At 58.0% G+C, this 19712-nt stretch carries 22 protein-coding genes; 6 read left to right on the top strand and 16 right to left on the bottom strand.

The features are described 5' to 3' along the window. Positions 1–21 precede the first annotated feature (21 nt). Positions 22–546, top strand: a complete 525-nt coding sequence (ubiT, locus tag ACMGGQ_RS18310; protein ID WP_045910093.1) for a ubiquinone anaerobic biosynthesis accessory factor UbiT — start codon at positions 22–24, stop codon at positions 544–546. Next, positions 540–1043, top strand: coding sequence for a GNAT family N-acetyltransferase (locus tag ACMGGQ_RS18305; RefSeq protein ID WP_045910092.1), 504 nt, complete (start codon positions 540–542; stop codon positions 1041–1043). Before ubiT ends, ACMGGQ_RS18305 begins: the two co-directional genes overlap by 7 nt. Here the strand turns inward: ACMGGQ_RS18305 and ACMGGQ_RS18300 are convergent. Beyond that, a complete protein-coding gene (locus ACMGGQ_RS18300; RefSeq protein WP_420290385.1) occupies positions 1030–1359 on the bottom strand; it encodes a GIY-YIG nuclease family protein in 330 nt (109 codons plus the stop codon). The genes ACMGGQ_RS18305 and ACMGGQ_RS18300 overlap by 14 nt on opposite strands. Positions 1360–1373: 14 nt before the next feature. Between ACMGGQ_RS18300 and ACMGGQ_RS18295 the strand changes: the two genes are divergently transcribed. Beyond that, on the top strand, positions 1374–1808 hold the full coding sequence (locus ACMGGQ_RS18295; protein WP_008501485.1) for a YhbP family protein: 435 nt from the start codon (positions 1374–1376) through the stop codon (positions 1806–1808). Here the strand turns inward: ACMGGQ_RS18295 and ACMGGQ_RS18290 are convergent. Then, a complete protein-coding gene (locus tag ACMGGQ_RS18290; RefSeq protein WP_023333577.1) occupies positions 1788–2306 on the bottom strand; it encodes a type 1 glutamine amidotransferase domain-containing protein in 519 nt (172 codons plus the stop codon). The genes ACMGGQ_RS18295 and ACMGGQ_RS18290 overlap by 21 nt on opposite strands. Before the next feature lie 128 nt (positions 2307–2434). On the opposite strand from ACMGGQ_RS18290, the gene ACMGGQ_RS18285 reads away from it, so the two are divergent. Further along, a complete protein-coding gene (locus ACMGGQ_RS18285) occupies positions 2435–3079 on the top strand; it encodes an NAD(P)H-binding protein (protein ID WP_045910091.1) in 645 nt (214 codons plus the stop codon). 39 nt (positions 3080–3118) lie between these two features. Continuing rightward, complete coding sequence (locus tag ACMGGQ_RS18280; protein WP_420290384.1) at positions 3119–4156, top strand: permease; 1038 nt, start codon at positions 3119–3121, stop codon at positions 4154–4156. A gap of 65 nt (positions 4157–4221) precedes the next feature. Here ACMGGQ_RS18280 and dolP read toward each other — a convergent pair whose 3' ends face one another. Genes dolP through ACMGGQ_RS18260 form a run of 4 tightly spaced genes read right to left on the bottom strand, consistent with a single transcriptional unit; the run spans position 4222 to position 7946 of the window. Beyond that, positions 4222–4797: a division/outer membrane stress-associated lipid-binding lipoprotein gene (gene dolP, locus ACMGGQ_RS18275; RefSeq protein WP_024906379.1), complete on the bottom strand. Its 576-nt coding sequence runs from the start codon at positions 4795–4797 to the stop codon at positions 4222–4224. 9 nt (positions 4798–4806) lie between these two features. Continuing rightward, complete coding sequence (diaA, locus tag ACMGGQ_RS18270) at positions 4807–5397, bottom strand: DnaA initiator-associating protein DiaA (RefSeq protein WP_003861754.1); 591 nt, start codon at positions 5395–5397, stop codon at positions 4807–4809. A gap of 21 nt (positions 5398–5418) precedes the next feature. Beyond that, positions 5419–5814 (bottom strand): YraN family protein, encoded by a 396-nt coding sequence (locus ACMGGQ_RS18265; RefSeq protein ID WP_045910089.1) that lies wholly within the window; start codon positions 5812–5814, stop codon positions 5419–5421. After that, positions 5772–7946 (bottom strand): penicillin-binding protein activator, encoded by a 2175-nt coding sequence (locus ACMGGQ_RS18260; RefSeq protein WP_420290383.1) that lies wholly within the window; start codon positions 7944–7946, stop codon positions 5772–5774. Before ACMGGQ_RS18260 ends, ACMGGQ_RS18265 begins: the two co-directional genes overlap by 43 nt. A gap of 62 nt (positions 7947–8008) precedes the next feature. Here ACMGGQ_RS18260 and rsmI point away from each other — a divergent pair, with 62 nt between their 5' ends. Further along, positions 8009–8872: a 16S rRNA (cytidine(1402)-2'-O)-methyltransferase gene (gene rsmI, locus ACMGGQ_RS18255; protein WP_048028870.1), complete on the top strand. Its 864-nt coding sequence runs from the start codon at positions 8009–8011 to the stop codon at positions 8870–8872. Between the two features lie 69 nt (positions 8873–8941). Here the strand turns inward: rsmI and ACMGGQ_RS18250 are convergent, their stop codons facing one another. The 10 genes from ACMGGQ_RS18250 to agaV all read right to left on the bottom strand — a co-directional run bounded on the left by ACMGGQ_RS18250 (position 8942) and on the right by agaV (position 19709). After that, positions 8942–10831, bottom strand: a complete 1890-nt coding sequence (locus ACMGGQ_RS18250) for an enterotoxin (protein ID WP_420290382.1) — start codon at positions 10829–10831, stop codon at positions 8942–8944. A 16-nt stretch (positions 10832–10847) separates the two neighbouring features. Further along, positions 10848–12020: a MalY/PatB family protein gene (locus ACMGGQ_RS18245; RefSeq protein ID WP_420290381.1), complete on the bottom strand. Its 1173-nt coding sequence runs from the start codon at positions 12018–12020 to the stop codon at positions 10848–10850. 12 nt (positions 12021–12032) lie between these two features. Then, complete coding sequence (gene malX / locus ACMGGQ_RS18240) at positions 12033–13604, bottom strand: maltose/glucose-specific PTS transporter subunit IIBC (RefSeq protein ID WP_045415298.1); 1572 nt, start codon at positions 13602–13604, stop codon at positions 12033–12035. Between the two features lie 115 nt (positions 13605–13719). After that, positions 13720–14592 (bottom strand): tagatose-bisphosphate aldolase subunit KbaY, encoded by an 873-nt coding sequence (gene kbaY, locus ACMGGQ_RS18235; protein WP_048028878.1) that lies wholly within the window; start codon positions 14590–14592, stop codon positions 13720–13722. Between the two features lie 12 nt (positions 14593–14604). Then, positions 14605–15750, bottom strand: a complete 1146-nt coding sequence (locus ACMGGQ_RS18230; RefSeq protein ID WP_420290380.1) for an SIS domain-containing protein — start codon at positions 15748–15750, stop codon at positions 14605–14607. A 246-nt stretch (positions 15751–15996) separates the two neighbouring features. After that, positions 15997–17130 (bottom strand): N-acetylglucosamine-6-phosphate deacetylase, encoded by a 1134-nt coding sequence (nagA, locus tag ACMGGQ_RS18225; RefSeq protein WP_420290379.1) that lies wholly within the window; start codon positions 17128–17130, stop codon positions 15997–15999. After that, complete coding sequence (gene agaF / locus ACMGGQ_RS18220; protein ID WP_045355421.1) at positions 17127–17561, bottom strand: PTS galactosamine/N-acetylgalactosamine transporter subunit IIA; 435 nt, start codon at positions 17559–17561, stop codon at positions 17127–17129. Before agaF ends, nagA begins: the two co-directional genes overlap by 4 nt. Before the next feature lie 16 nt (positions 17562–17577). Continuing rightward, positions 17578–18456, bottom strand: a complete 879-nt coding sequence (gene agaE, locus ACMGGQ_RS18215) for a PTS N-acetylgalactosamine transporter subunit IID (protein ID WP_024906386.1) — start codon at positions 18454–18456, stop codon at positions 17578–17580. Then, positions 18446–19225 carry a PTS N-acetylgalactosamine transporter subunit IIC gene (gene agaW, locus ACMGGQ_RS18210; RefSeq protein WP_223539608.1) on the bottom strand — a complete coding sequence of 260 codons (780 nt, stop codon included), beginning with the start codon at positions 19223–19225 and terminating at the stop codon, positions 18446–18448. Before agaW ends, agaE begins: the two co-directional genes overlap by 11 nt. A 10-nt stretch (positions 19226–19235) precedes the next feature. After that, positions 19236–19709, bottom strand: a complete 474-nt coding sequence (gene agaV, locus ACMGGQ_RS18205) for a PTS N-acetylgalactosamine transporter subunit IIB (protein WP_023333561.1) — start codon at positions 19707–19709, stop codon at positions 19236–19238. Positions 19710–19712 lie beyond the last annotated feature (3 nt).

The following is a 19712-nucleotide window of genomic DNA, read 5'->3' as shown; positions in this document are numbered from 1 at the left end:
AGATATCAGGGAGTAAAGCTCGTGCTGGATAAACTGCGTTCACGTCTCGTACAATTTGGCCCATCAATGCTGAGCGTGCCGGTCAAGCTGGCGCCGTTCGCGCTTAAACGTCAGGTGCTGGAGCAGGTTCTGAGCTGGCAGTTCCGCCAGGCGCTGCAGGATGGCGAGCTGGAATTCCTGGAAGGCCGCTGGTTGAGCATTGAGGTGCGTGACATCGGGCTGCGCTGGTTTACCTCCGTTGAGAATGACCAGCTGATCGTCCGCGAAACCGCCGAGGCGGACGTGAGCTTTAGCGCCAACGCCAGCGATCTGCTGATGATCGCCGCGCGTAAGCAGGATCCGGATACGCTCTTCTTCCAGCGCCGTCTGGTGATTGAAGGCGACACGGAGCTGGGCCTGTACGTGAAGAATTTAATGGATGCCATTGAGCTGGAGCAGATGCCGAAAGCGCTGCGCGTGATGTTGATGCAAATGGCAGATTTCGTTGAGGCCGGGCTGAAAGCCCCGCCGGACAGTAAACACACTTCAGTAGGTGAGCCATGCTGATTCGAGTCGAAATAGGGATTGATGCGCCGGGGATCGATGCGCTGCTGCGCCGTGCTTTCGCGAGCGATGCCGAAGCCCAGCTGGTCCACGATCTCCGCGAAGACGGTCTGATTACGCTGGGGCTGGTCGCCACCGATGACGAAGGTCAGGTGGTGGGCTATGTTGCCTTCAGTCCGGTCACCGTTCAGGGCGAAGAGCTGCAGTGGGTCGGTATGGCGCCGCTGGCGGTGGATGAAAACTATCGCGGGCAGGGGCTGGCGCGTCAGCTGGTCTATGAAGGGCTGGATTCGCTCAATGAGTTCGGTTATGCGGCCGTTGTTGCGCTGGGCGATCCGGCGTTCTATGGCCGTTTAGGCTTCGAGCAGGCCGCGCATTACGATCTGCGCTGCCGCTGGCCGGGTACGGAATCCGCATTCCAGGTGCACCGTCTGGCGGACGACGCGCTCAACGGCGTCAATGGCCTGGTCGAGTACCACGACCATTTCAATCGCTTTTAATCATGCTCTCGCGTAGCGCCTCAAAGGAGCCGTCTCCGGTCACGAGGCGCTCTTTCTGGCGCTTCGTCAGCTGTTTGATGCGGTATTCCAGCCTGAGCGCCAGCGATCGGTCACCGACGGGCGCCGAAAAGGCGAGCTGTAATTCCCCTTTCCCTCGCAGCGCTTTTGCCCCTTTCCCCGTTTGATGTTGTAAAAAACGCCGCGCCACATCGGTGGTTATTCCGGTGTAGAGTGCGTTATCAGCGGTTCGGACGAGATAGAGAAACCAGCACACGGTAAACAGATTCAGTATGTTAAGGTGAACGCACCATAGCATGAGAGAGAACGAAAATGGAAACACTGGCAGCCATCAACCGCTGGCTGGCGAAGCAGCACGTCGTCACCTGGTGCGTCTACAGCGAGGGTGAGATGTGGTGCGCAAACGCGTTTTACTACTACGATCCGGAGCGCGTCGCGTTTTATGTCATGAGTGAAGACAAAACGCGTCATGCGCAGATGACCGGCCAGCAGGCGAAGGTCGCGGGCACGGTGAATGGCCAGCCGAAAACGGTCGCGCTGATCCGTGGAGTACAGTTTAAAGGGGAAATCCGTCGTCTGGACGGAGAAGAGAGCGACGCGCGTCGTAAGCACTACACGCGCCGCTTTCCGGTTGCCGCTGCGCTAAAAGCCCCGGTGTGGGAAATCCGGCTCGATGAGCTGAAATTTACCGACAACACCCTGGGCTTCGGCAAGAAGCTGCACTGGCTACGCGCCGAGCAGGCGTAGCGCTTCGCGGTTAAACGCCGGGAGATCGTCCGGGGTCCGGCTGGTGATCAACTGGTCTTTGTCGTTGACCACCTCCTGATCGTAAAATTCGGCACCCGCATTTTTCAGATCGATAACGATCGGTTTCACCGCCGTGAGCTTACGCCCGCGGACAACCTCCGCGCTGATGAGCAGCTGCGGGCCGTGACAGATGGCAAAGACCGGTTTGCCGGTAGAGACAAAGTCCCGGGTGAAGGTCACGAAGCGCTCGTCTCCGCGCAGGGAATCCGGTGAATGGCCGCCGGGTAACAGCAGTGCGTCAAAATCGGAGGGGCTAACGTTATCGATGGTCTCATCAATGGTTACGGTCGCCTCGCCCTTATGACCTGTCACCGTTTTGCCCGCTTCTTTCTCGATGGTGATGACCTCATGTCCCGCCTTGCGGAACGCCTCTGCAGGAGAGGTGAATTCTGAATCTTCAAACTCGTCGGTAATCAAGACTGCGATTTTCTTGCCCATGCTTCCTCCGTTGTTTTGGCTTCAGACTGATTTTTCTCCGCTTGTGGTAAATACTTACCTGTAACAGACTTCTAAGTGTGGTCGACGACGCTGAGTTCGCAAACGGACAATTCTGTAAAGGGGATACGATGAGTCAGGTACTGATTACCGGGGCTACCGGGCTAGTGGGCGATCATCTGCTGCGGCTGCTGATTCAGGATCGCCGCGTGAACTACATCGCCGCCCCGACGCGTCGACCGCTGGCGGACATCTCCGGCGTCTTTAATCCGCACGATCCTCAGCTGACGGATGCGCTGGCGCAGGTGCAGGATCCCATTGATATCGCGTTTTGCTGTCTGGGCACCACGCGGCGGGAGGCGGGGAGCAAAGAGGCATTTATCCACGCCGACTATACGCTGGTGGTGGACACCGCGCTTACGGCGAAAAAGCTGGGAGCCAGACATTTTCTGGTGGTCAGCGCGCTGGGCGCCAGTGCCGGATCGCCTTTCTTCTACAACAAGGTGAAGGGCAAGATGGAGGATGCACTGATTGCGCAGAAATGGGAGCAGCTGACGATTGTGCGCCCCTCGATGCTGATCGGCCACCGCGACGAGCGCCGCTTTAACGAGTCGATCCTGGCCCCGCTGTTTCGGATCCTTCCCGGCAACTGGAAAGCCATCGAGGCGCGGGACGTCGCGCGGGCGATGTTAAAAGAGGGACTGGCCCCGTCAAAAGCGGGCGTAAACATTATCCCTTCGGCAAAACTGCGTGAAATCGCGCAGGGCGAGGCGTAAACTCCCCCGGCTAATTACTCATACTCTCCGGGGAATGCTATGACTGGTCAGTCTTCATCTCAGGCGGCAACACCTGTTCAATGGTGGAAGCCCGCACTCTTCTTTCTCGTGGTCATTATTGGCCTCTGGTACGTGAAATGGCAGCCGTACTACGGCAAAGCCTTCACCGCCGCCGAAACGCACAGCATCGGTAAATCTATTCTCGCTCAGGCTGATGCCAATCCGCTTCAGGCGGCGTGGGACTATGCCATGGTCTACTTCCTAGCCGTCTGGAAGGCTGCCGTCCTGGGCGTGATCCTGGGCTCTCTGATTCAGGTGCTGATCCCGCGCAACTGGCTGGTGAAAACCCTCGGGCAGCCGCGCTTTCAGGGTACGTTGCTGGGAACGATCTTCTCCCTGCCGGGCATGATGTGCTCCTGCTGTGCTGCACCTGTGGCGGCAGGCATGCGCCGCCAGCGCGTATCAATGGGCGGCGCACTGGCGTTCTGGATGGGCAACCCGCTGCTCAACCCGGCGACGCTGGTGTTTATGGGCTTTGTCCTGGGCTGGCATTTCGCGTTCATTCGTCTGGTGGCAGGACTGCTGACCGTGCTGGTGGTGGCGACGCTGGTGCAAAATCTGGTGAAGGATAAGACGCCAGAGTCCGCGTCTGTTGAGCTGGACGTCAGCGAGCCGCAGGGCGGGTTCTTTGCCCGCTGGGGCAGGGCGCTATGGCAGCTTTTCTGGAGCACCATCCCGGTCTATATCCTGGCGGTACTGGTTCTCGGTGCGGCGCGCGTCTGGCTCTTCCCGCATGCGGATGGCGCTATAGACAACACGCTGTTGTGGGTCATTGCGATGGCCGTTGCAGGCTGCCTGTTTGTGATCCCTACCGCCGCAGAAATTCCTATTGTTCAGACCATGATGCTGGCCGGCATGGGCACCGCACCGGCGCTGGCGTTGCTCATCACGTTGCCTGCCATCAGCCTGCCGTCGCTGATTATGCTGCGTAAGTCATTCCCGGCGAAAGCGCTGTGGCTCACCGCTGGGCTGGTGGCGTTGAGTGGGGTGCTGGTGGGGAGTATTGCGCTTCTGTGAAAAACGCCCGGTGGCGCTACGCTTACCGGGCCTACAAAAAAATCCCCTCACTTGAGGGGATTTTTTTATTTAATGTAAGTAAACGCGGTGGTGACGTGCTTCACGCCGCTCACCCGGCTGGCGATATCGGCCGCCGCTTTCCCTTCACGGTCGGTCACCAGACCCAGCAGGAATACTTCACCGTTTTCCGTCGTCACCTTCACGTTGGAGGATTTCACCTGGTCCGAACCCAGCAGCTGAGAACGCACTTTGGTGGTGATCCAGGTATCGGAAGAAGCATCACCCAGGCCAATTGGCTTGCCCTGACGCACTTCGTTAAACACCTCTGTGGTCCCTTCAACGCCCATCGCAATCTGTTTCGCACGCGAGGCGAGTTCCATATTCGGCGCCTGGCCTGCCAACAGCACTTTGCCCTGGTAAGCCGTCACGTTGATACGCGCCTCTTTCTTGATCTGTTCGTCTTTCGACAGCGCACTGTTGACGCGCAGCTCCAGCGTACCGTCATCCACCTGTGTCCCCACAGAGCGCGGATCGGTTGCCGCTTTGGTGCCTACTGCGGCGGTACCCACAACGGCCGCAGCGATACATCCCTGAAGCAGTAATGCAGACATAAGGACTGCGAGGGTCGATAAAGCCTTCATAAGAACTCCTTAATCATCCTGGTGAGGGAAAAGCGTGTTATCGATCAAGTCACATAAGCAGTTCACCGTGAGCATATGCATTTCCTGAATACGCGCGCTCCGGTGAGACGGAATGCGGATTTCCACATCCTGCGGCCCAAGCAGACCCGCCAGCTCACCCCCGTCATAGCCGGTTAAGGCCACGATGGTCATGTCGCGGGTGACGGCGGCTTCAACGGCTTTGACAATATCCCGACTATTGCCGCGCGTGGAGATGGCCAGCAGCACATCTCCGGCATGACCCAAGGCTCGCACCTGCTTTGCGTAAATTTCGTCATGCAGACGATCGTTAGCAATCGCCGTTAAGACCACATTATCGGTATTAAGTGCAATGGCAGGTAAACTCGGGCGTTCTGTTTCAAAACGATTGATCATGCTGGCAGCAAAATGCTGTGCGTTGGCGGCTGACGTGCCGTTGCCACAACAGAGGATTTTGTTGCCGTTTAGCAGGGATTGCACCAGCGTCATTGCGGCACGCGAGATAGCATCCGGAAGGGCTTCCGCCGCGGCAATCTGAGTCTGGATGCTTTCTGTGAAGCACACTTTAATTCTTTCGAGCACGTTATCCCTTTTAAATCTTAATTATGCGTCTTCGCCAAAAGCGTTTTTAAGCCATTCGATCTCATTTCCGGTGAAGGCTATCACATCGAACCGGCAATCCACAGTATCAAAACTCCCATTATGGCGGGCAAGCCACAAGTGGGCAGTCTGTAATAATTTATGTTGTTTGGCGAGCGTCACGCTGGCGGCAGCACCGCCAAAACGGGAGGACTGTCGAAAGCGCACTTCTACAAACACGATGACCTGACCGTCTTTCATGATCAGGTCGATTTCGCCGCCACGCCCGCGGACGTTGGCGGCGATGAAATGCAGTCCTTTGCCTTCAAGCCAGCGACGCGCCTTTAACTCCCACGCATCGCCGGTCTGTTTGCGGCTTAACTGGCCGGGACGATCTGCCCCTGCTGGTATTTGAGCCATGATAACTTCCTGTTAATCACACAATCCTGAGTGGCGGTCAGATCGCCGGTGTTGCCGTTAAGCTCGAAGCCCGGCACCTGACGCATCTGGGTAAAGTGGTTCGCCAGCGCCCACGCATCAACCCCCATCGCATACAGACGCGCCAGAGAGTAATCGTTACGCACCGCGCTCAGCGCCTGCTGCATCAGGGATGGATTGCTGCCGGCCAGCATCGGGATTTCACTGTACTGCAGACCGTCCATTTCCAGACGGAAATCCGGGCCTGCGGTGCCTTGTGCGCTGCGGGAGCTGGCGTAGAGCGTTGCGCCGCTCTGGCTGCCGTTACGCATTGCAATCATCGGTTTAATAAAGGCGATCTCCTGCGGTGTGGCAACGATATAGGCCGCATCCACTTTACCGCCACCGCTAATCTGCGCGTCGGTTGGCGGTGCAGGGATCGTCAGGCCGCCAATCGTCACGCCCTGCTGCTGTGGCAGGCTCGCGGTGACCGGGCTACCGTTAAGCGCGATACCCGCCCCGCCGTTGACGCCCGCGCGCAGTTCAGAGACGGAACCGAATTTCTGCTGCAGTACCACGCCGCCGCCCAGCTTCTGCCACTCATCGGCAAAGGCATTGGCCACGCGATCACCCAGTGCGCTGCGTGGGATGAGCAACAGCGGCGCCTGCTTACCCTGCTCGTGAATATGACGCGCCGCATCGCGGGCTTCATCTTCCGGAGAGAGCGCGAAGTAGCAGATATTGGCCCGGTTCTGAACCTGCTCTGGCTGGTTGAGCGCCAGCACGTTCAGCGTGGTATTGCTCTTCATCAGCTCTTCCACGTTGTTTTTCAGCAGCGGACCGACAACGATGCTCGCGCCATCCTGTTGAACCTGCGCCAGAACCTGGTCCAGCGGCTGCGAACTGGTATCGTAGATTTTCAATTCAGCGCCCGGGTTGGCGCTGGTGGTTGCCACGGACTGCGGCTGCGCGGCAGGTTGAGCAGTCGGCTGTGCAGGCTGCGGTTGAGGCTGTTCTGCTGTTGTGGCAGGCGCTGGAGCAGATGCTGGCGGCGCTTGCGTCTCGGCCGGAGCCTGGGTCGCAGGTGCTGTAGTAGACGGTGCCGCTGTCGCTGGCGGTGTCGTCGGGGCCGTCACCGGGTTTTGCATCGTGCCCTGCGCTGGCGCTTGCGCCGTGGTCAGGTCGCTGGTCTCTGCGGCGGATGGGCTGACAACATCATTCACGTTAGCCGCCTGGGCCGCCTGTGCGGGAACGGCGCTGCCAGTGACCGCCGTCGTGCCGTTTTTCGCCGCTTCAAAGCCCTGCTGAATGGTGCGTCCAAACACCGCCGCCTGGCCGTTGAGTGGCAGAAGGAGGGCGATTTTGCTGGTCGAGGCAGGCTTAAAGTTCTGCACGTTTACCAGCTGGGTTGGCAGCATTTTCGCGCCCGGGTTTTGCGGGTAGCGCGTCTGCCAGTCCGTAATGCCGGCTTTCAACATCTTAGGGTCGCTGCGGTTGTTAAACCACATCTGCTGCAGATCCAGCCAGCCCTGCAGGACGTTTTCATCCGCGTTGATGACCAGCGCCTGCGCCTGTTCCTGCGTCATCGACGCCAGCGCTTGCCAGGTGGCATCAATATTTTTCTGCTTATCAGCACCGCCAAGCAGCGGTTCTTGGGCGACGAGCGCACGGAGCAAGGTCAGGGAAGGGCGTCCCTGCTCAGCGGTAATGCCCGCCTGCCAGAAGCGCGCCTGCTGGTTTTTATCCAGCGCGCTCACGTCGATATCACCGAGGATCTTCTTCGCGGCGGCGTAATCTTTCAGCGCAACTTTCAGCTCGGCAGAGAGCAAGCTCTGCTCACGACGCTGGGCGTCGTTAAGATCTTTTGGCAACTGGTTAAACAGTTCGGCTGCCCGCTGGGTTTTACCCTCTTTCAGCAGTGCACGAATGGCGAGTAATTGCCAGTTGGTCTTGGTATCATTTGAACTCTGCGACATTTGTTGCAGATAAAAGCCAGAATCAGCCTGAGCAGAACCCTGGAGATGGGCGGTGCTCTGGTCAGGTGCCTGGGTGCCACAGCCTGCAAAGATCAGGGCTGCCAGCAGAAGCGGCACGCTGCGCGTGGCTTTTTTTCGAAGAAACGTTAACGGTACCATACTGTATCCAGTGATTTTTTTTACGCAATGCTCAATATTAAATCGGCAATACGGACGAAACAATGAAACAACACGAAACGGCAGATAATTCTCAAGGCCAGCTTTATATTGTACCTACTCCTATCGGGAATTTGTCTGATATTACCCAACGTGCGCTGACCGTACTGCAAGCTGTTGATTTAATTGCTGCTGAAGACACCCGCCATACCGGCTTACTGCTGCAACATTTCGCGATTAACGCCCGTTTGTTTGCTCTGCACGATCACAATGAGCAACAAAAAGCCGAAACGCTGGTGGCCAAACTGAAGGAGGGGCAAAACATTGCCCTGGTCTCCGATGCCGGTACGCCGCTGATCAACGATCCGGGCTATCACCTGGTGCGTACCTGTCGCGAAGCCGGTATTCGCGTGGTACCCCTGCCGGGACCGTGCGCCGCGATTGCTGCGTTAAGCGCCGCAGGTCTGCCGTCTGACCGTTTCTGCTATGAAGGCTTCCTGCCCGCTAAATCCAAAGGTCGCCGCGACGTCTTAAAAGACCTGGAAGCGGAACCGCGTACCCTGATTTTCTACGAATCCACGCACCGCCTGCTGGAGAGCCTGGAAGATATGGTGACCGTCTGGGGGGAAGGCCGCTACGTGGTGCTGGCGCGCGAGCTGACCAAAACCTGGGAAACCATCCACGGAGCGCCGGTAGGTGAACTGCTGGCGTGGGTGAAGGAAGACGAAAACCGCCGCAAGGGTGAAATGGTGCTGATCGTCGAAGGGCACAAGGCGGAAGAAGACGCGCTTCCTGCCGATGCGCTGCGTACGCTGGCGCTGCTGCAGGCGGAACTGCCGCTGAAGAAAGCCGCTGCGCTGGCGGCAGAAATTCACGGCGTGAAGAAAAATGCTCTGTATAAGTATGCGCTGGAGCAGCAGGGGGAGTAAGGCATCTCCTGCCCGTTTTTGCCGGGGGGCGGCTACGCCTTACCCGGCCTACAGATCTTTAAGCGTCTTTTAGCTAGCAGGTATCGCCTCAAACACCAGCGTTTCCAGCGGTTGCAGCGTAATCACCACGGCGTTTTTGTACGCCTCCGGTACGGTTGAATTACGGCCATACACCGCCTTCAGACTAAACCGCGCCGCGTTTCCTGTCGGGACTTCGAAATCTCTCGTCAAATCCAGGTAGTAGCTTTGCGGCTTATCCGACGGGTTACGCAATCCAAGAATCGCTTTGTCTTTATTCCATGACGCCCAGCCGTAAACCTGCAGCGCCGTTGGGTCGCCGCCTATCCAGTGGGTGTCCACCAGCACGCTGGCGTTTTCCCGGGACCATTTCGCGGCCTGCGCCAGGGTGTCCCACTTCGACTTATTCAGCATTGACGGTGTGATATACAGCTCCTGCAGCTGCGTACCGGTCGCGAAATAGCTCCAGACCTGGTCGGCAAAATCGCTGTCCGTTTGTACCTTCTCCAGACCGTAGTAGGCATTCTCCGCGCTGACGATCCCGTGGTACATCAAGGAGTTCAGCGGGAACAGCGGGCCCTTGCGCACAATCGAGCGGTACGTTTCCGCATCGCGGTAGGTCATCCACTGCTGCACCGGCGTGCCGGGGCCGTACAGGTTGATGTCGTCCCCCTGGCGCCAGATCGAATCAGCGTAGAACAGCCAGGACGGGCTGGCGTTGGTCCCGGTGGTCAGGTTGATAAACAGGTTTGGGTTAGCGCTGCGCATGTTATGCAACAGGGCGATAGAGGCGTCAAAATCCGAGGCGAACGGACTGCCCTTAATATGCGAATTGGCGTTTCCCATCCCATCAAGTTTGAACGAAGTAATGTGTTCGTTTTTGATCAGCTTAACGATCTGCGCATTGAAGTTCTTAAAGTAGTTCGGCCCTGACAACGCCAGCTTCCCGTCGACGGTTTCGAATCCATACTCTTTTGCATGCGAGACGCGAACGTCGCGGGGCTTGTTGTAGCCTCCCCACGGTGAGAGCCACAGCCCGACCGAGCTGTGCAGGCTGTCGGCTTTTTCCCGTACCTTGCCAAAACCGTTGCTGAATGCCGGACCAAACAGCCAGCGCCCGGTAAGGTCGTCCCAGCCGTCGTCCAGCAGGAACGCGTCCAGCGCCACGCCGCGTCCGGTGATAAATTCCTTATTCCACTCGTCCATCCGCCCCAGCACATCCTGCTCGGAGTAAGGTGTAAAGAAGCCGATGTCCATCCAGCTGTTGTAGTGCAGGTAAGGCTTATACGGACGGGGACGCACGGCATCGATAAACTGGTTCACGCTGCGGCGCAGTTGGCTGGTTTCCGGGAAGGTGCCGAAATACATCGTGTAGCTGACCGGCGTTTCAGGCTGAATGGGGGTTTTTAGCTCGACGTTGAGGTTGGTCGTCGCTTCATAGGCGTAAGTATTCACGATCGGTTTATCCGGCAGAATAAAGAACGAATCAGCCACGATCGGCGAACTGTTAATGGCCCCGTCAACATATGGTGCCTGTGACTGCTTTTTCGTCGGGAAGAAGGTGATTTTCGCCACGTCTCGCGGCTGACCAACAGCCGCGAGGGTGTAATCGATACTGGCATATTTATCCTTCACCAGATTCAGCTTCACCGTTACGTTAAAATCCGGGCGCGTAAAGTCGATGACAATCGCGTTGTCCCGCTTTTCGGCATGCTTGATGGAGAAATCAGCGGCGTGGATTTTTGTCTCATCCGGCAGCGTCAGAAAGAACAGCTCCTGGGGCGTGAGCGGATGGTTAGCCTTGTTGTCCTTCACTACCACCGTTGCGTTTGCATCATCAAACGAAAGGGCAATATTGTCGTTATTGAGCGCGTAGTTGGCGGCCGCCGCGCCATGAGAAACAGAGAGAGCCAGCAGCGAAAGAGTGAGCACTTTTTTCATCGGGTTTAGATCCTTATCAGTAATGCTTCAGCATTCGGGTGATGGACTGCTCCAGCCAGTAGCGCTGGGTGCCGAAGTTAATCCGCAGGTAGTTTTCGCCGTTTTGCACGTAGTGGCTGCCGTCTTCAATGACCACGCCCGCCTGCCGGGCAAAATGTTGGGTTAACTGGGTGGCGCTGCGCTTGTCGGCGCTCACGTCTATCCAGGCCAGATACGACGATTCCGGGTTCATCATCTTCCACGCCGGGAAGTGGGTCTGAATCGCGTCTGCAAGGTAGCGCGCGTTGCCTTGCAGATACCCGTTCAGCGCGTCGAGCCACGGCAGACCGTGCTGATAGGCGAGGATAATCCCCCATACGCCGAACATATTGGGGGAAGTAATCGAGTTCTTCTCAAGCTGCTGGCGGAAGCGCTGGCGCAGCGAATCGTCCGGGATCATCGAATAAGACGTTTTCAGCCCGCCCAGGTTGAAGGCTTTATTGGGGGACGTCAGCACGATCAGGTTGTCCTGCGCGGCACAGCCCGAAGTCAGACAGCTGACGAATGTACCGTCCAGAATGTGCTCGGCGTGAACCTCATCGACCACCAGAATCGTGCCGTAGCGTTTACAGAGATCGGACACCTGCCGTATCTCATCTGCGCGCCAGATTCGGCCCGAGGGGTTATGCGGCGAGCAAAAGAACCACAGTTTTGGACGGTGGGTTTTGAGCTGATCTTCAATCAGATGAAAATCCAGCTGATAGCGGTTTTCCTCAACGCGAAGCGGGTTAGCGAGGACCTTAACGCCCTGGCGCTGTGCCGCCATTGCAAACGGGTCGTAGACCGGGGTGTTCATCATCACGCTGTCGCCAGCCCTGCAGAACGCCTGAACCGTGTAGTGCAGTGTGGACACGGTGCCGTAGGTTAGCGTGATCCACGACCTGTCTACCTCAACCTGATGACGCGTGCGCTGAAAGGCGATCGTCGCGTCGTAGAATTCGTCGAAACACCACGTATAGCCAAAGGTGCCGTGCTCCACGATGCGCTGGAAGCCTTCAATAACGGCGGGCGGTGAGGTGAAATCCATATCTGCGATCCACAGCGGAATAAACCCCTCCGGAACATCACCAAAGCGTGAGCAGACAAACGCATGGTCCCATTTACGGCACTTATCGCTTTTACGCTCGATGATTTTGTCGAAATCAAACACAACGACCCCCTGTTAAATTAAGGCTTCAATGCCGGTTTTGACGCTCTGCACCTGCGGACCGATGATCACCTGTACGCTGTGAGCATCCAGCACCACCACCGACAGGGCGCCCGCTGCTTTCAGCGCCTGCTGATCGATAAGGCCCATCTCTTTCACCACCAGACGCAAGCGGGTGATGCAGTTGTCGAGCGACTCGATGTTCTCTTTGCCACCGAGCGCCTGCAGGATAAGCCCATGATCGTATTTCGATTTTCCACGCGCGCGGGTGTTGGCTTCGACAGCCTGCTGTGCAGCCTGTACATCCACTTCACGTCCCGGCGTCTTGATATCGTGTTTGAGGATGTACCAGCGGAAGACGACGAAGTAGATAGCAAACCAGGCGATACCGACCGGGAACAGCAGATACCATTTGGTCGACATCCCCTGCATCACGCCAAAGATCAGCAGATCCAGAATCCCACCGTCGGTGTTGCCGATGGTCACCCCAAGCAGAGCCATCACCATCAGCGCCAGGCCCGACATCACGATATGGAAGGCGTAAAGCGCAGGCGCGATAAACAGGAACAGGAACTCAATCGGCTCTGAAATACCGGTAACGACGGACACCAGCACGCCGGAAAGCAGCAGTCCCTTAATCACCGGGCGGTTTTCCGGACGCGCGGTGCGGTAGATGGCATAGGCCACGGCAGGTAAGCCAAAGATAAAGGTCGGCATAAACCCTTGTGACAGAAACGCGGTAACGTGCGGGCTAAACGGCAGTCCGGCTTTCAGCTCGGCGTAGAAGATATTCAGCGCGCCGGCCACTTCATGGCCGTTGACCATCTCAATCCCGCCTGCTGGCGTGAAGCGCACCATCGCCAGCAGAATGTGGTGCAGGCCGAAGGGTTTAAGCAGCAGCACGCCCACGCCGTAAAGGAAGGGGCCGAAAACGCTGGTGCTCTGGATAATATGGCCAATCCCGGCAATCCCCAGCGCCACGTATTCCCACAGCAGGGGAATGAACAGCCCGACCAGCGAAAGGGTAAGGGCAGTGATAATCGGTACAAAACGGATGCCGCTAAAGAAGGCAAAGGCGTCGTGGAGGACCGTGTCCTGAAAACGCTCGTGCAGGAAATAGGTAATCACCCCCACCACGATGCCGCCCAGCACGCCCATCTCCAGGGTCTGGATCCCCAGCACGATCGATTGTCCCACCTGTCTCATGGTCGCGGCATCGGCAAGCTGGTGGGTGGCGGTCAGGTAGTAGTTGATGCTCATGTTCATCAGCATGTAGCCAACGAACCCGGCAAAAGCGCCCACGGCCTTGTTGCGTTTCGCGAGGCCCATCGGGATCGCCATGGCGAACATCAGCGGCAGATAGGTAAAGGCGAAGCCGCCCACCATGGCGATAAAGCCAAAGGTTAACTGCGTTAACTCGCCGCCCAGAAAGGGAAAGCTTTTAATGGTGGAAGGGCTGGTGACGGAGCTACCGATCCCCAGCAGCAACCCCATAAAGGCCAGCAGGGAGACCGGGAACATAAAGGTCTTTCCCAGGCTTTGGAAAAATTCCCACGCTTTCGATTTAAACGACTTTTCCTGTGTCATGTAGGGACTCCTCGGATTTTTAGGATAATGGAAGGCGCTGTCCGGCTTAAGGACGCGCCTTCATATTTGCGAGGCTTATAGTTATTTTTAGGTACTGACGTAATGCGCGATGGGATCAGGCTTCCGCTGGAAGCAGCAGCCGGTTTGCGGAGCCGCAAACGGTGATTTTGCTTCTGACCACCTTTTTCATGGCGTCCATGCCGACCCGCATATAGAAGCGCGGATCGTTGCCCTGCGGGTTGTCGGCAAACCAGGCTTTCACCGCGTCAGAGAAGGCGATTTTCAGCTCGGTTGCCACGTTAACTTTGCACACGCCCAGTTCGATGGTGCGACGCACATCCTCATCCGGCACATCGCTCGCGCCGTGCAGCACCAGCGGCACGGTGACCACTTCACGGATCTCGGCCAGCCGCTGGAAATCGATTTTTGGGCGCTTGGTATACAGGCCGTGTGCGGTGCCGATGGCGACGGCAAGGCTGTCGACGCCGGTCAGTTCGACAAAGCGTTTCGCTTCCTGTGGATCGGTGAGAAACGCGCTTTCCGCATCAACACTCATGTCATCTTCCACGCCGCCCAGGCGGCCCAGTTCGGCTTCGACGCTGCAGTCGTTGAGGTGGCAGAAATCGACCACCGACTTCACCAGCTTCACGTTCTGTTCAAACGGATAGTGGCTGCCGTCGATCATCGCGCTGCGCACGCCCGCGTTCACCTTGCGGCGAATATCGTCCAGCGATTCGTGGTGATCGAGGTGCAGCGCCAGCGGCATGTCGTAGGTGAGGGAGTAGGCGCTGCACAGGGCGTAAATCTCTTCCAGCGCAATATGCTTAAAGGTGCCCGGCGTGCCCGCGAGGATCACTGGCGATCGCATTTCGCTGCACACTTCGAGGATCGCCTGGATCGTCTCCGCGTTGTGGATGTTGAACGCCGGAACGGCATAGCCTTTTGTCTGCGCGTCCTGGAGAAGATATTTCGTCGAGATAATACTCATAATCAGATCCTCTTAAGCCTGCCACGGATGAATAACAACGCCCTGCACCACGCGGTTGACCGTCCCGCTGGCGGATGGCGTATCGGGCGTATTGCCTACGCTGAGCGACTGGGTAAGGGCAAAGACCTGCGCATACATCAGGAAGCAGAACGCCTGTTCCATATCGCTAAACGGACGGGAAGGCGGCAGGAGAATATGCGGCCCCGCTTCAATGGCCGGATCGTTTTCAGCGGCGATGGCGACGACGCGCAGGGCCTGGCGATCGCGGCGCAGCTCGGCCAGCAGATCCAGATCGTACTGGCGCGTATACGGATGGCTGGAGATGAACACCACCACCAGCGTTTCGTTATCCACCAGCGACTTCGGCCCGTGACGGAAACCGGTGGGGGAATCGTAGAATGCCGCCAGCTTGCCCGCCGTCAGCTCCAGCACCTTCAGCGCCGATTCGCGCGCCGCGCCCTGCAGACCGCCGCTTCCCAGATACACGACGCGTTTCCACGGTTCGCTGCCAAAGACGCCGTGGCTGAAATCGCCGAGCGAGGTGAGGATCGCCTGACAGCGATCGGCCACGTCGCGGAAGGTGTGACTGTTGATCGTTTCCGGGGCGAATACGGCCAGACAGCTCGCCATCATGGTGGTGATGCTGCTGGTCATCGCGAACCCGCGATCGTGCGTTTCGGCAGGCATCAGCAGGGCATAAGCGTTATCGCTGTCGACGGCGGTCTGGTACAGGCTTCCGGCCTCGTTACAGGTGATCGACAGGTGGTAGCACTCCGGTACGAACTGATTGGCCAGCTCAACGGCTGCGACGCTTTCCGGACTGTTGCCGGATCGGGCAAACGAAACCAGCAGCAGCGGATGCGCAGGGCTGAAGTAATCCATCGGGTTTGTGACCAGGTCAGTGGTCGGGACGGCGGAGATAGTTTTCCCGGTGTGGCTCGCAAGCCATGGCGCAATGATATCGCCGATAAACGCGGACGTGCCCGCGCCGGTCAGGACGATCCGCAGATCGTGCTTGCGCAGCAGCGGCGTAAGGAAGCTGTCGATCGAAGAGCGCAGGCTATCGATATTGTTGAGCGAGCGGATCCAGCTGGCAGGCTGCTGGCGGATCTCTTCCTCGGTCCAGGTGCCGGTTGCGGCGGTGGTAGTTTGTGGCATAACTCAATCCTTAGTCGTGTGAATTCCACATCAGACGCTGGCAATCGTGTCGCTATCTTTCGTTTCGTTTCACTTGTTCACTTTAGCAGTTAAATAAAATCTATAGAAAAGAAATCGAAACTTCAATGAAAGAAAAGAAATAAAACGAAAAGTGTGATCGTGAAGGGAAGAGGCAGATTAAAGGAAAGGAAAAGAAAGGCCTTACGGTTTCAGGCCGTAAAGCCAAAAGGAGACACAATGAAAGGGCTAAAGGGGGAGAGCCTGGCCCTGAATCCAGATCTGCTGGAGGTGTAAACCCCCGTTCAGCGCGTTGAGATTCGCGCGTTTACCCGGCGCTAACGAACCGAGTTGGTTATCCATGCCCAGCAGGCGGGCGGGATGCAGCGAGGCCATATGAATGGCGTCTTCGGCAGTGGTGCCCGTATGTTCCACCATATTGCGTACAGCGGCATCCAGCGAGAGCGTGCTCCCGGCCAGCCCGCCGGAGCCGGTTCGAACCACGCCGTTTTGCATCGTGACCGCTTCACCACAGAGCGTATACCGACCGTCCGGCATACCGGCTGCCTGCATGGCATCGGTGATCAGCACCAGGCGTTCTTTTGCACAGCAACGGCATAACCGCATGGCTCCCGGATGGACATGGTGGCCGTCGGCAATCAGCTCCAGCCACGCCCGTTTGTCCGTCAGCCCTGCGCCGACCATGCCGGGTTCCCTGTGGTGCAGTCCCGTCATGCCGTTATAGCAGTGCACCAGCCCATCGGCACCCGCGTCAAACGCGGCGAGGGTTTGATCGAACGTAGCGGCGCTGTGGCCCAGCATCACGCGTATTCCTCGCTGTTTGAGATGGCGGATCGCCAGCAACGCGCCAGGTTTTTCCGGCGCCAGCGCCACCACCCGTAACGTGCTCAGTGAAACGTCAATCAGGCCGTCCAGCTCGGCGACATCCAGTTCCCGGAACAGATCCGGCGGATGCGCCCCTTTGTTCTGCGGCGTAAAGTACGGTCCTTCCAGGTAGCAGCCCAGGATCTGCGCGCCGGGGCCGCCCGACTGACAGCGACGGGCGATTCGCGCGAGCGCGCCGTGGATAGCCTCCAGCGGCGCGGTAACGGTGGTGGGTAAAAAGGCGCCCACGCCTTCGCGCGCTTTATGCATCGCGAGAATATCCAGCACGTCAGGCGGATCATCCATCACGTCCACGCCCGCGCCGCCATGGACGTGCGTATCGATATACGCCGGGCAGAGCAGTTCCGCATCGCGCGACGTCACGCCCGCCGGGACAGGCTCAATAGCCGCAATCACGCCGTTTTCAATGCGTAGCTGGTGGTCATCCAGCCAGCCCTGTTCGGTAAGCACCCGCCTCGCGCGCAGCAGCTGCCTCATATCCCTTCCTCGGCAGGGGCTTCCTCGCGACAACGTCCCAGTTCGTCTACGAGGCTCGTCAGGCCGCGGTGCCCGCACTCCAGCGCCTGCAGACGAAACGCTTCGCTGCTTAATCCGTCGCGCTCCAGCACCATCTCCAGCAGCAGCTGCAGGTTGGTCCCGGTGATCACTTCGCTGCCCGGCCGTTGCATGGCGAGCGTCGATGCCACGCGAAACGGCGTGCCGCCGAGCAAATCGGTGAGAAACACAATATCGTGCTCTGCATCGAGTTCACTCACTGCCTGCTCAAGCTGAGCGGTCAGTCGCGCGGTGGTGGATGTTTCAGGAAAATCGATGGCGATAAACTGCGGCTGCTCGCCGAGGATCTGCTTCATCGCCTGCTCAAGCCCGCTGGCAAAACCGCCGTGACCCGTCAAAATAATGCCTAACATCGCAACCTCTTTGCTTTTACAGGAAGTGACAGAACTTACCGACTACGCCCAGCAGCACGGTGATACCGATCAGCCGCAGCGGGCTCCAGCCGCGGCGCACCAGCCAGAACATGGTCAGGGTGTAGACCAGCGGCAGGAACGCGGGCATCAGCTTGTCGATAACGTCGGCCTGCAGTTTGACGACGGCATCACCCGCCTTAATTTCAAGCGTCGTATTGAGTCGGACATAGGTTGCCACCAGCGCGCCAATCACCGTCATCCCGACGATAGACGCCGCGTGACCGACCTTTTTGGTGTTGGCTTTGATCAGCGGAATGGCCGCCACGCCCATCCGGTATGCGTAGTGCGCCAGACCAAAACGCAGGCCGAGGTGCACCACGTTAAAGAGCACGATAAAGACCACGGCCCCCAGAATCGACCCTTGCAGCGCCAGGCTAGCGCCGATACCGCCGCAGATGGGCAGCAGGGTTAGCCAGAACATGGCGTCGCCGATACCGCCGAGCGGCGCGCCGACGGCAATTTTGGTGCTCTGGATGCTGTTCACATCCTGCTTGGAGCGCTCCATCGCCAGAATGATGCCGATAACAAAGGTCACCAGGAACGGGTGGGTGTTAAAGAAGCCCATATGGCCTTTCATTGCCCGCGCCAGATCCCGCTTGTTGGTGTGGATCTTTTTCAGCGCGGGCAGCAGCCCGTACAGCCAGCCGGAGGCCTGCATACGTTCATAGTTAAACGAGGCCTGCAGCAGCATTGAACGCCAGGCCACGCGGTTAATATCTTTTTTCGTCAGTTCGGCACCGATGCTCTGGTCTTCGTAGACGTTTTCGTTGACGCCGGTCAGCAGCGTCTCTTCGGATTCAGACACGCCCGGTAACGTTGTTTGATTAGATGCCATCTTCGAATTCCTCTTTCTGGGCCGCTGTAGCCGTCGGTTCAGGTGATTTACGCATCAGGTCGATCAGCGCCATGGCCAGCGCGGCGGCCGCAATCGCCAGCACCGGAAGCTTGAGCCAGGCGGCGGCGACAAAACCGATAATGAAGTAAGGGATGTAGACGTTTTTCATCATGATCTTCAGCAGTACGGCGAAGCCGATGGCAGGCATGATGCCGCCCGCAACGCCGAGGCCGTCAATCAACCGTGCCGGCAGAACATCAATGGCGGTTTTCGCATGTTCCGCACCGAAGTAGATCGGCAGGAAGGCGCACAGAAAATAGAAGATGCCGAGCGCCAGCAGCGCAAGATAGTTCACCCGTTCAATACCGTGAGTATCTGCATTGGCCGCCATGCGATCGCAGCGTGACATCACGCCGGACATTACCGAGAAGAGGAACGTAATTCCCATCTGTACCGCGACGGCAAACGGCACGGCGACACCCACGGCAACTTCTGGCTTCACCCCGGTGCTGATGGCAAATGCGGTACCCACAATGGTGCCGATAATGACGTTCGGCGGCTGGGCACCGGCGAGCGGCGCCAGCCCCATCCAGACCAGCTCTAACGTGCCGCCGGTCAAAATACCGGTATGCAGGTCGCCCAGAATCAGGCCGACCAGCGGCCCGAGCACCACCGGGCGGTGCATGTGCGTTAACCCGTTAAACATATCCAGACCGGCGATAAAGGCGAGTATGCCCAACCCCAGCGCCTGCAACAGACTGATTTCCATTGTGAATCCCTCAGAGCAGTTTAAAGAGATCCAAAGCAGTTTCTGTTGGAACGCCCTGAACGAAGCATTCCACCCCGGCCGCTTTCAGGCCGTTGAACGCGGCGATATCGTTCGCGTCGACAGAGACCGTTTTGGCAATTTGTTGTTTGCCACTGGCGTAGTGCATGTTTCCTACGTTGATACGGGTGATGGGCACGCCGCCCTCAACCAGCTTCAGAAAATCAGCGGGTGATTTGCAGACCAGCAGGATTTTCTGGCGGTCAGCGGCGCGGTGAATGTTGTCGATCACTTTTTGCAGTGACCAGAAGCGCACGGCGATCCCTTCCGCGAGCACCATCTCCATCAGGTTCTGTTGAACCGGATCTTCAGCCACCTCATCGTTGGCGACGAGTACCAGGTTTGCCCCCGCAAACCCCACCCACTGCACGCCCACCTGACCGTGGATCAGACGTTCATCAATGCGGCATAAGACAATGTTTGGCATAGC

It is taken from the genome of Enterobacter sp. BNK-13 (assembly GCF_048685015.1).
Taxonomy (GTDB): domain Bacteria; phylum Pseudomonadota; class Gammaproteobacteria; order Enterobacterales; family Enterobacteriaceae; genus Enterobacter; species Enterobacter quasiroggenkampii.
The sequence above is the reverse complement of the archived record's forward strand: the minus strand, read 5'-3'. Positions and strand labels throughout refer to the sequence as shown.

What these genes read in the sequence shown, in the direction of transcription:
- ACMGGQ_RS18290 (WP_023333577.1), bottom strand. Translation starts at nt 2,306, where the DNA reads ATGGGCAAGAAAATCGCAGTCTTGATTACCGACGAGTTTGAAGATTCA.
- ACMGGQ_RS18265 (WP_045910089.1), bottom strand. Translation starts at nt 5,814, where the DNA reads ATGGCTCAAATACCAGCAGGGGCAGATCGTCCCGGCCAGTTAAGCCGC.
- ACMGGQ_RS18230 (WP_420290380.1), bottom strand. Translation starts at nt 15,750, where the DNA reads ATGCCACAAACTACCACCGCCGCAACCGGCACCTGGACCGAGGAAGAG.
- nagA (WP_420290379.1), bottom strand. Translation starts at nt 17,130, where the DNA reads ATGAGGCAGCTGCTGCGCGCGAGGCGGGTGCTTACCGAACAGGGCTGG.
- agaW (WP_223539608.1), bottom strand. Translation starts at nt 19,225, where the DNA reads ATGGAAATCAGTCTGTTGCAGGCGCTGGGGTTGGGCATACTCGCCTTT.
- agaE (WP_024906386.1), bottom strand. Translation starts at nt 18,456, where the DNA reads ATGGCATCTAATCAAACAACGTTACCGGGCGTGTCTGAATCCGAAGAG.
- agaF (WP_045355421.1), bottom strand. Translation starts at nt 17,561, where the DNA reads ATGTTAGGCATTATTTTGACGGGTCACGGCGGTTTTGCCAGCGGGCTT.
- dolP (WP_024906379.1), bottom strand. Translation starts at nt 4,797, where the DNA reads ATGAAGGCTTTATCGACCCTCGCAGTCCTTATGTCTGCATTACTGCTT.
- ACMGGQ_RS18300 (WP_420290385.1), bottom strand. Translation starts at nt 1,359, where the DNA reads ATGCTATGGTGCGTTCACCTTAACATACTGAATCTGTTTACCGTGTGC.
- ACMGGQ_RS18250 (WP_420290382.1), bottom strand. Translation starts at nt 10,831, where the DNA reads ATGAAAAAAGTGCTCACTCTTTCGCTGCTGGCTCTCTCTGTTTCTCAT.
- malX (WP_045415298.1), bottom strand. Translation starts at nt 13,604, where the DNA reads ATGACACAGGAAAAGTCGTTTAAATCGAAAGCGTGGGAATTTTTCCAA.
- ACMGGQ_RS18280 (WP_420290384.1), top strand. Translation starts at nt 3,119, where the DNA reads ATGACTGGTCAGTCTTCATCTCAGGCGGCAACACCTGTTCAATGGTGG.
- rsmI (WP_048028870.1), top strand. Translation starts at nt 8,009, where the DNA reads ATGAAACAACACGAAACGGCAGATAATTCTCAAGGCCAGCTTTATATT.
- ACMGGQ_RS18305 (WP_045910092.1), top strand. Translation starts at nt 540, where the DNA reads ATGCTGATTCGAGTCGAAATAGGGATTGATGCGCCGGGGATCGATGCG.
- ACMGGQ_RS18295 (WP_008501485.1), top strand. Translation starts at nt 1,374, where the DNA reads ATGGAAACACTGGCAGCCATCAACCGCTGGCTGGCGAAGCAGCACGTC.
- ACMGGQ_RS18285 (WP_045910091.1), top strand. Translation starts at nt 2,435, where the DNA reads ATGAGTCAGGTACTGATTACCGGGGCTACCGGGCTAGTGGGCGATCAT.
- kbaY (WP_048028878.1), bottom strand. Translation starts at nt 14,592, where the DNA reads ATGAGTATTATCTCGACGAAATATCTTCTCCAGGACGCGCAGACAAAA.
- agaV (WP_023333561.1), bottom strand. Translation starts at nt 19,709, where the DNA reads ATGCCAAACATTGTCTTATGCCGCATTGATGAACGTCTGATCCACGGT.
- ACMGGQ_RS18260 (WP_420290383.1), bottom strand. Translation starts at nt 7,946, where the DNA reads ATGGTACCGTTAACGTTTCTTCGAAAAAAAGCCACGCGCAGCGTGCCG.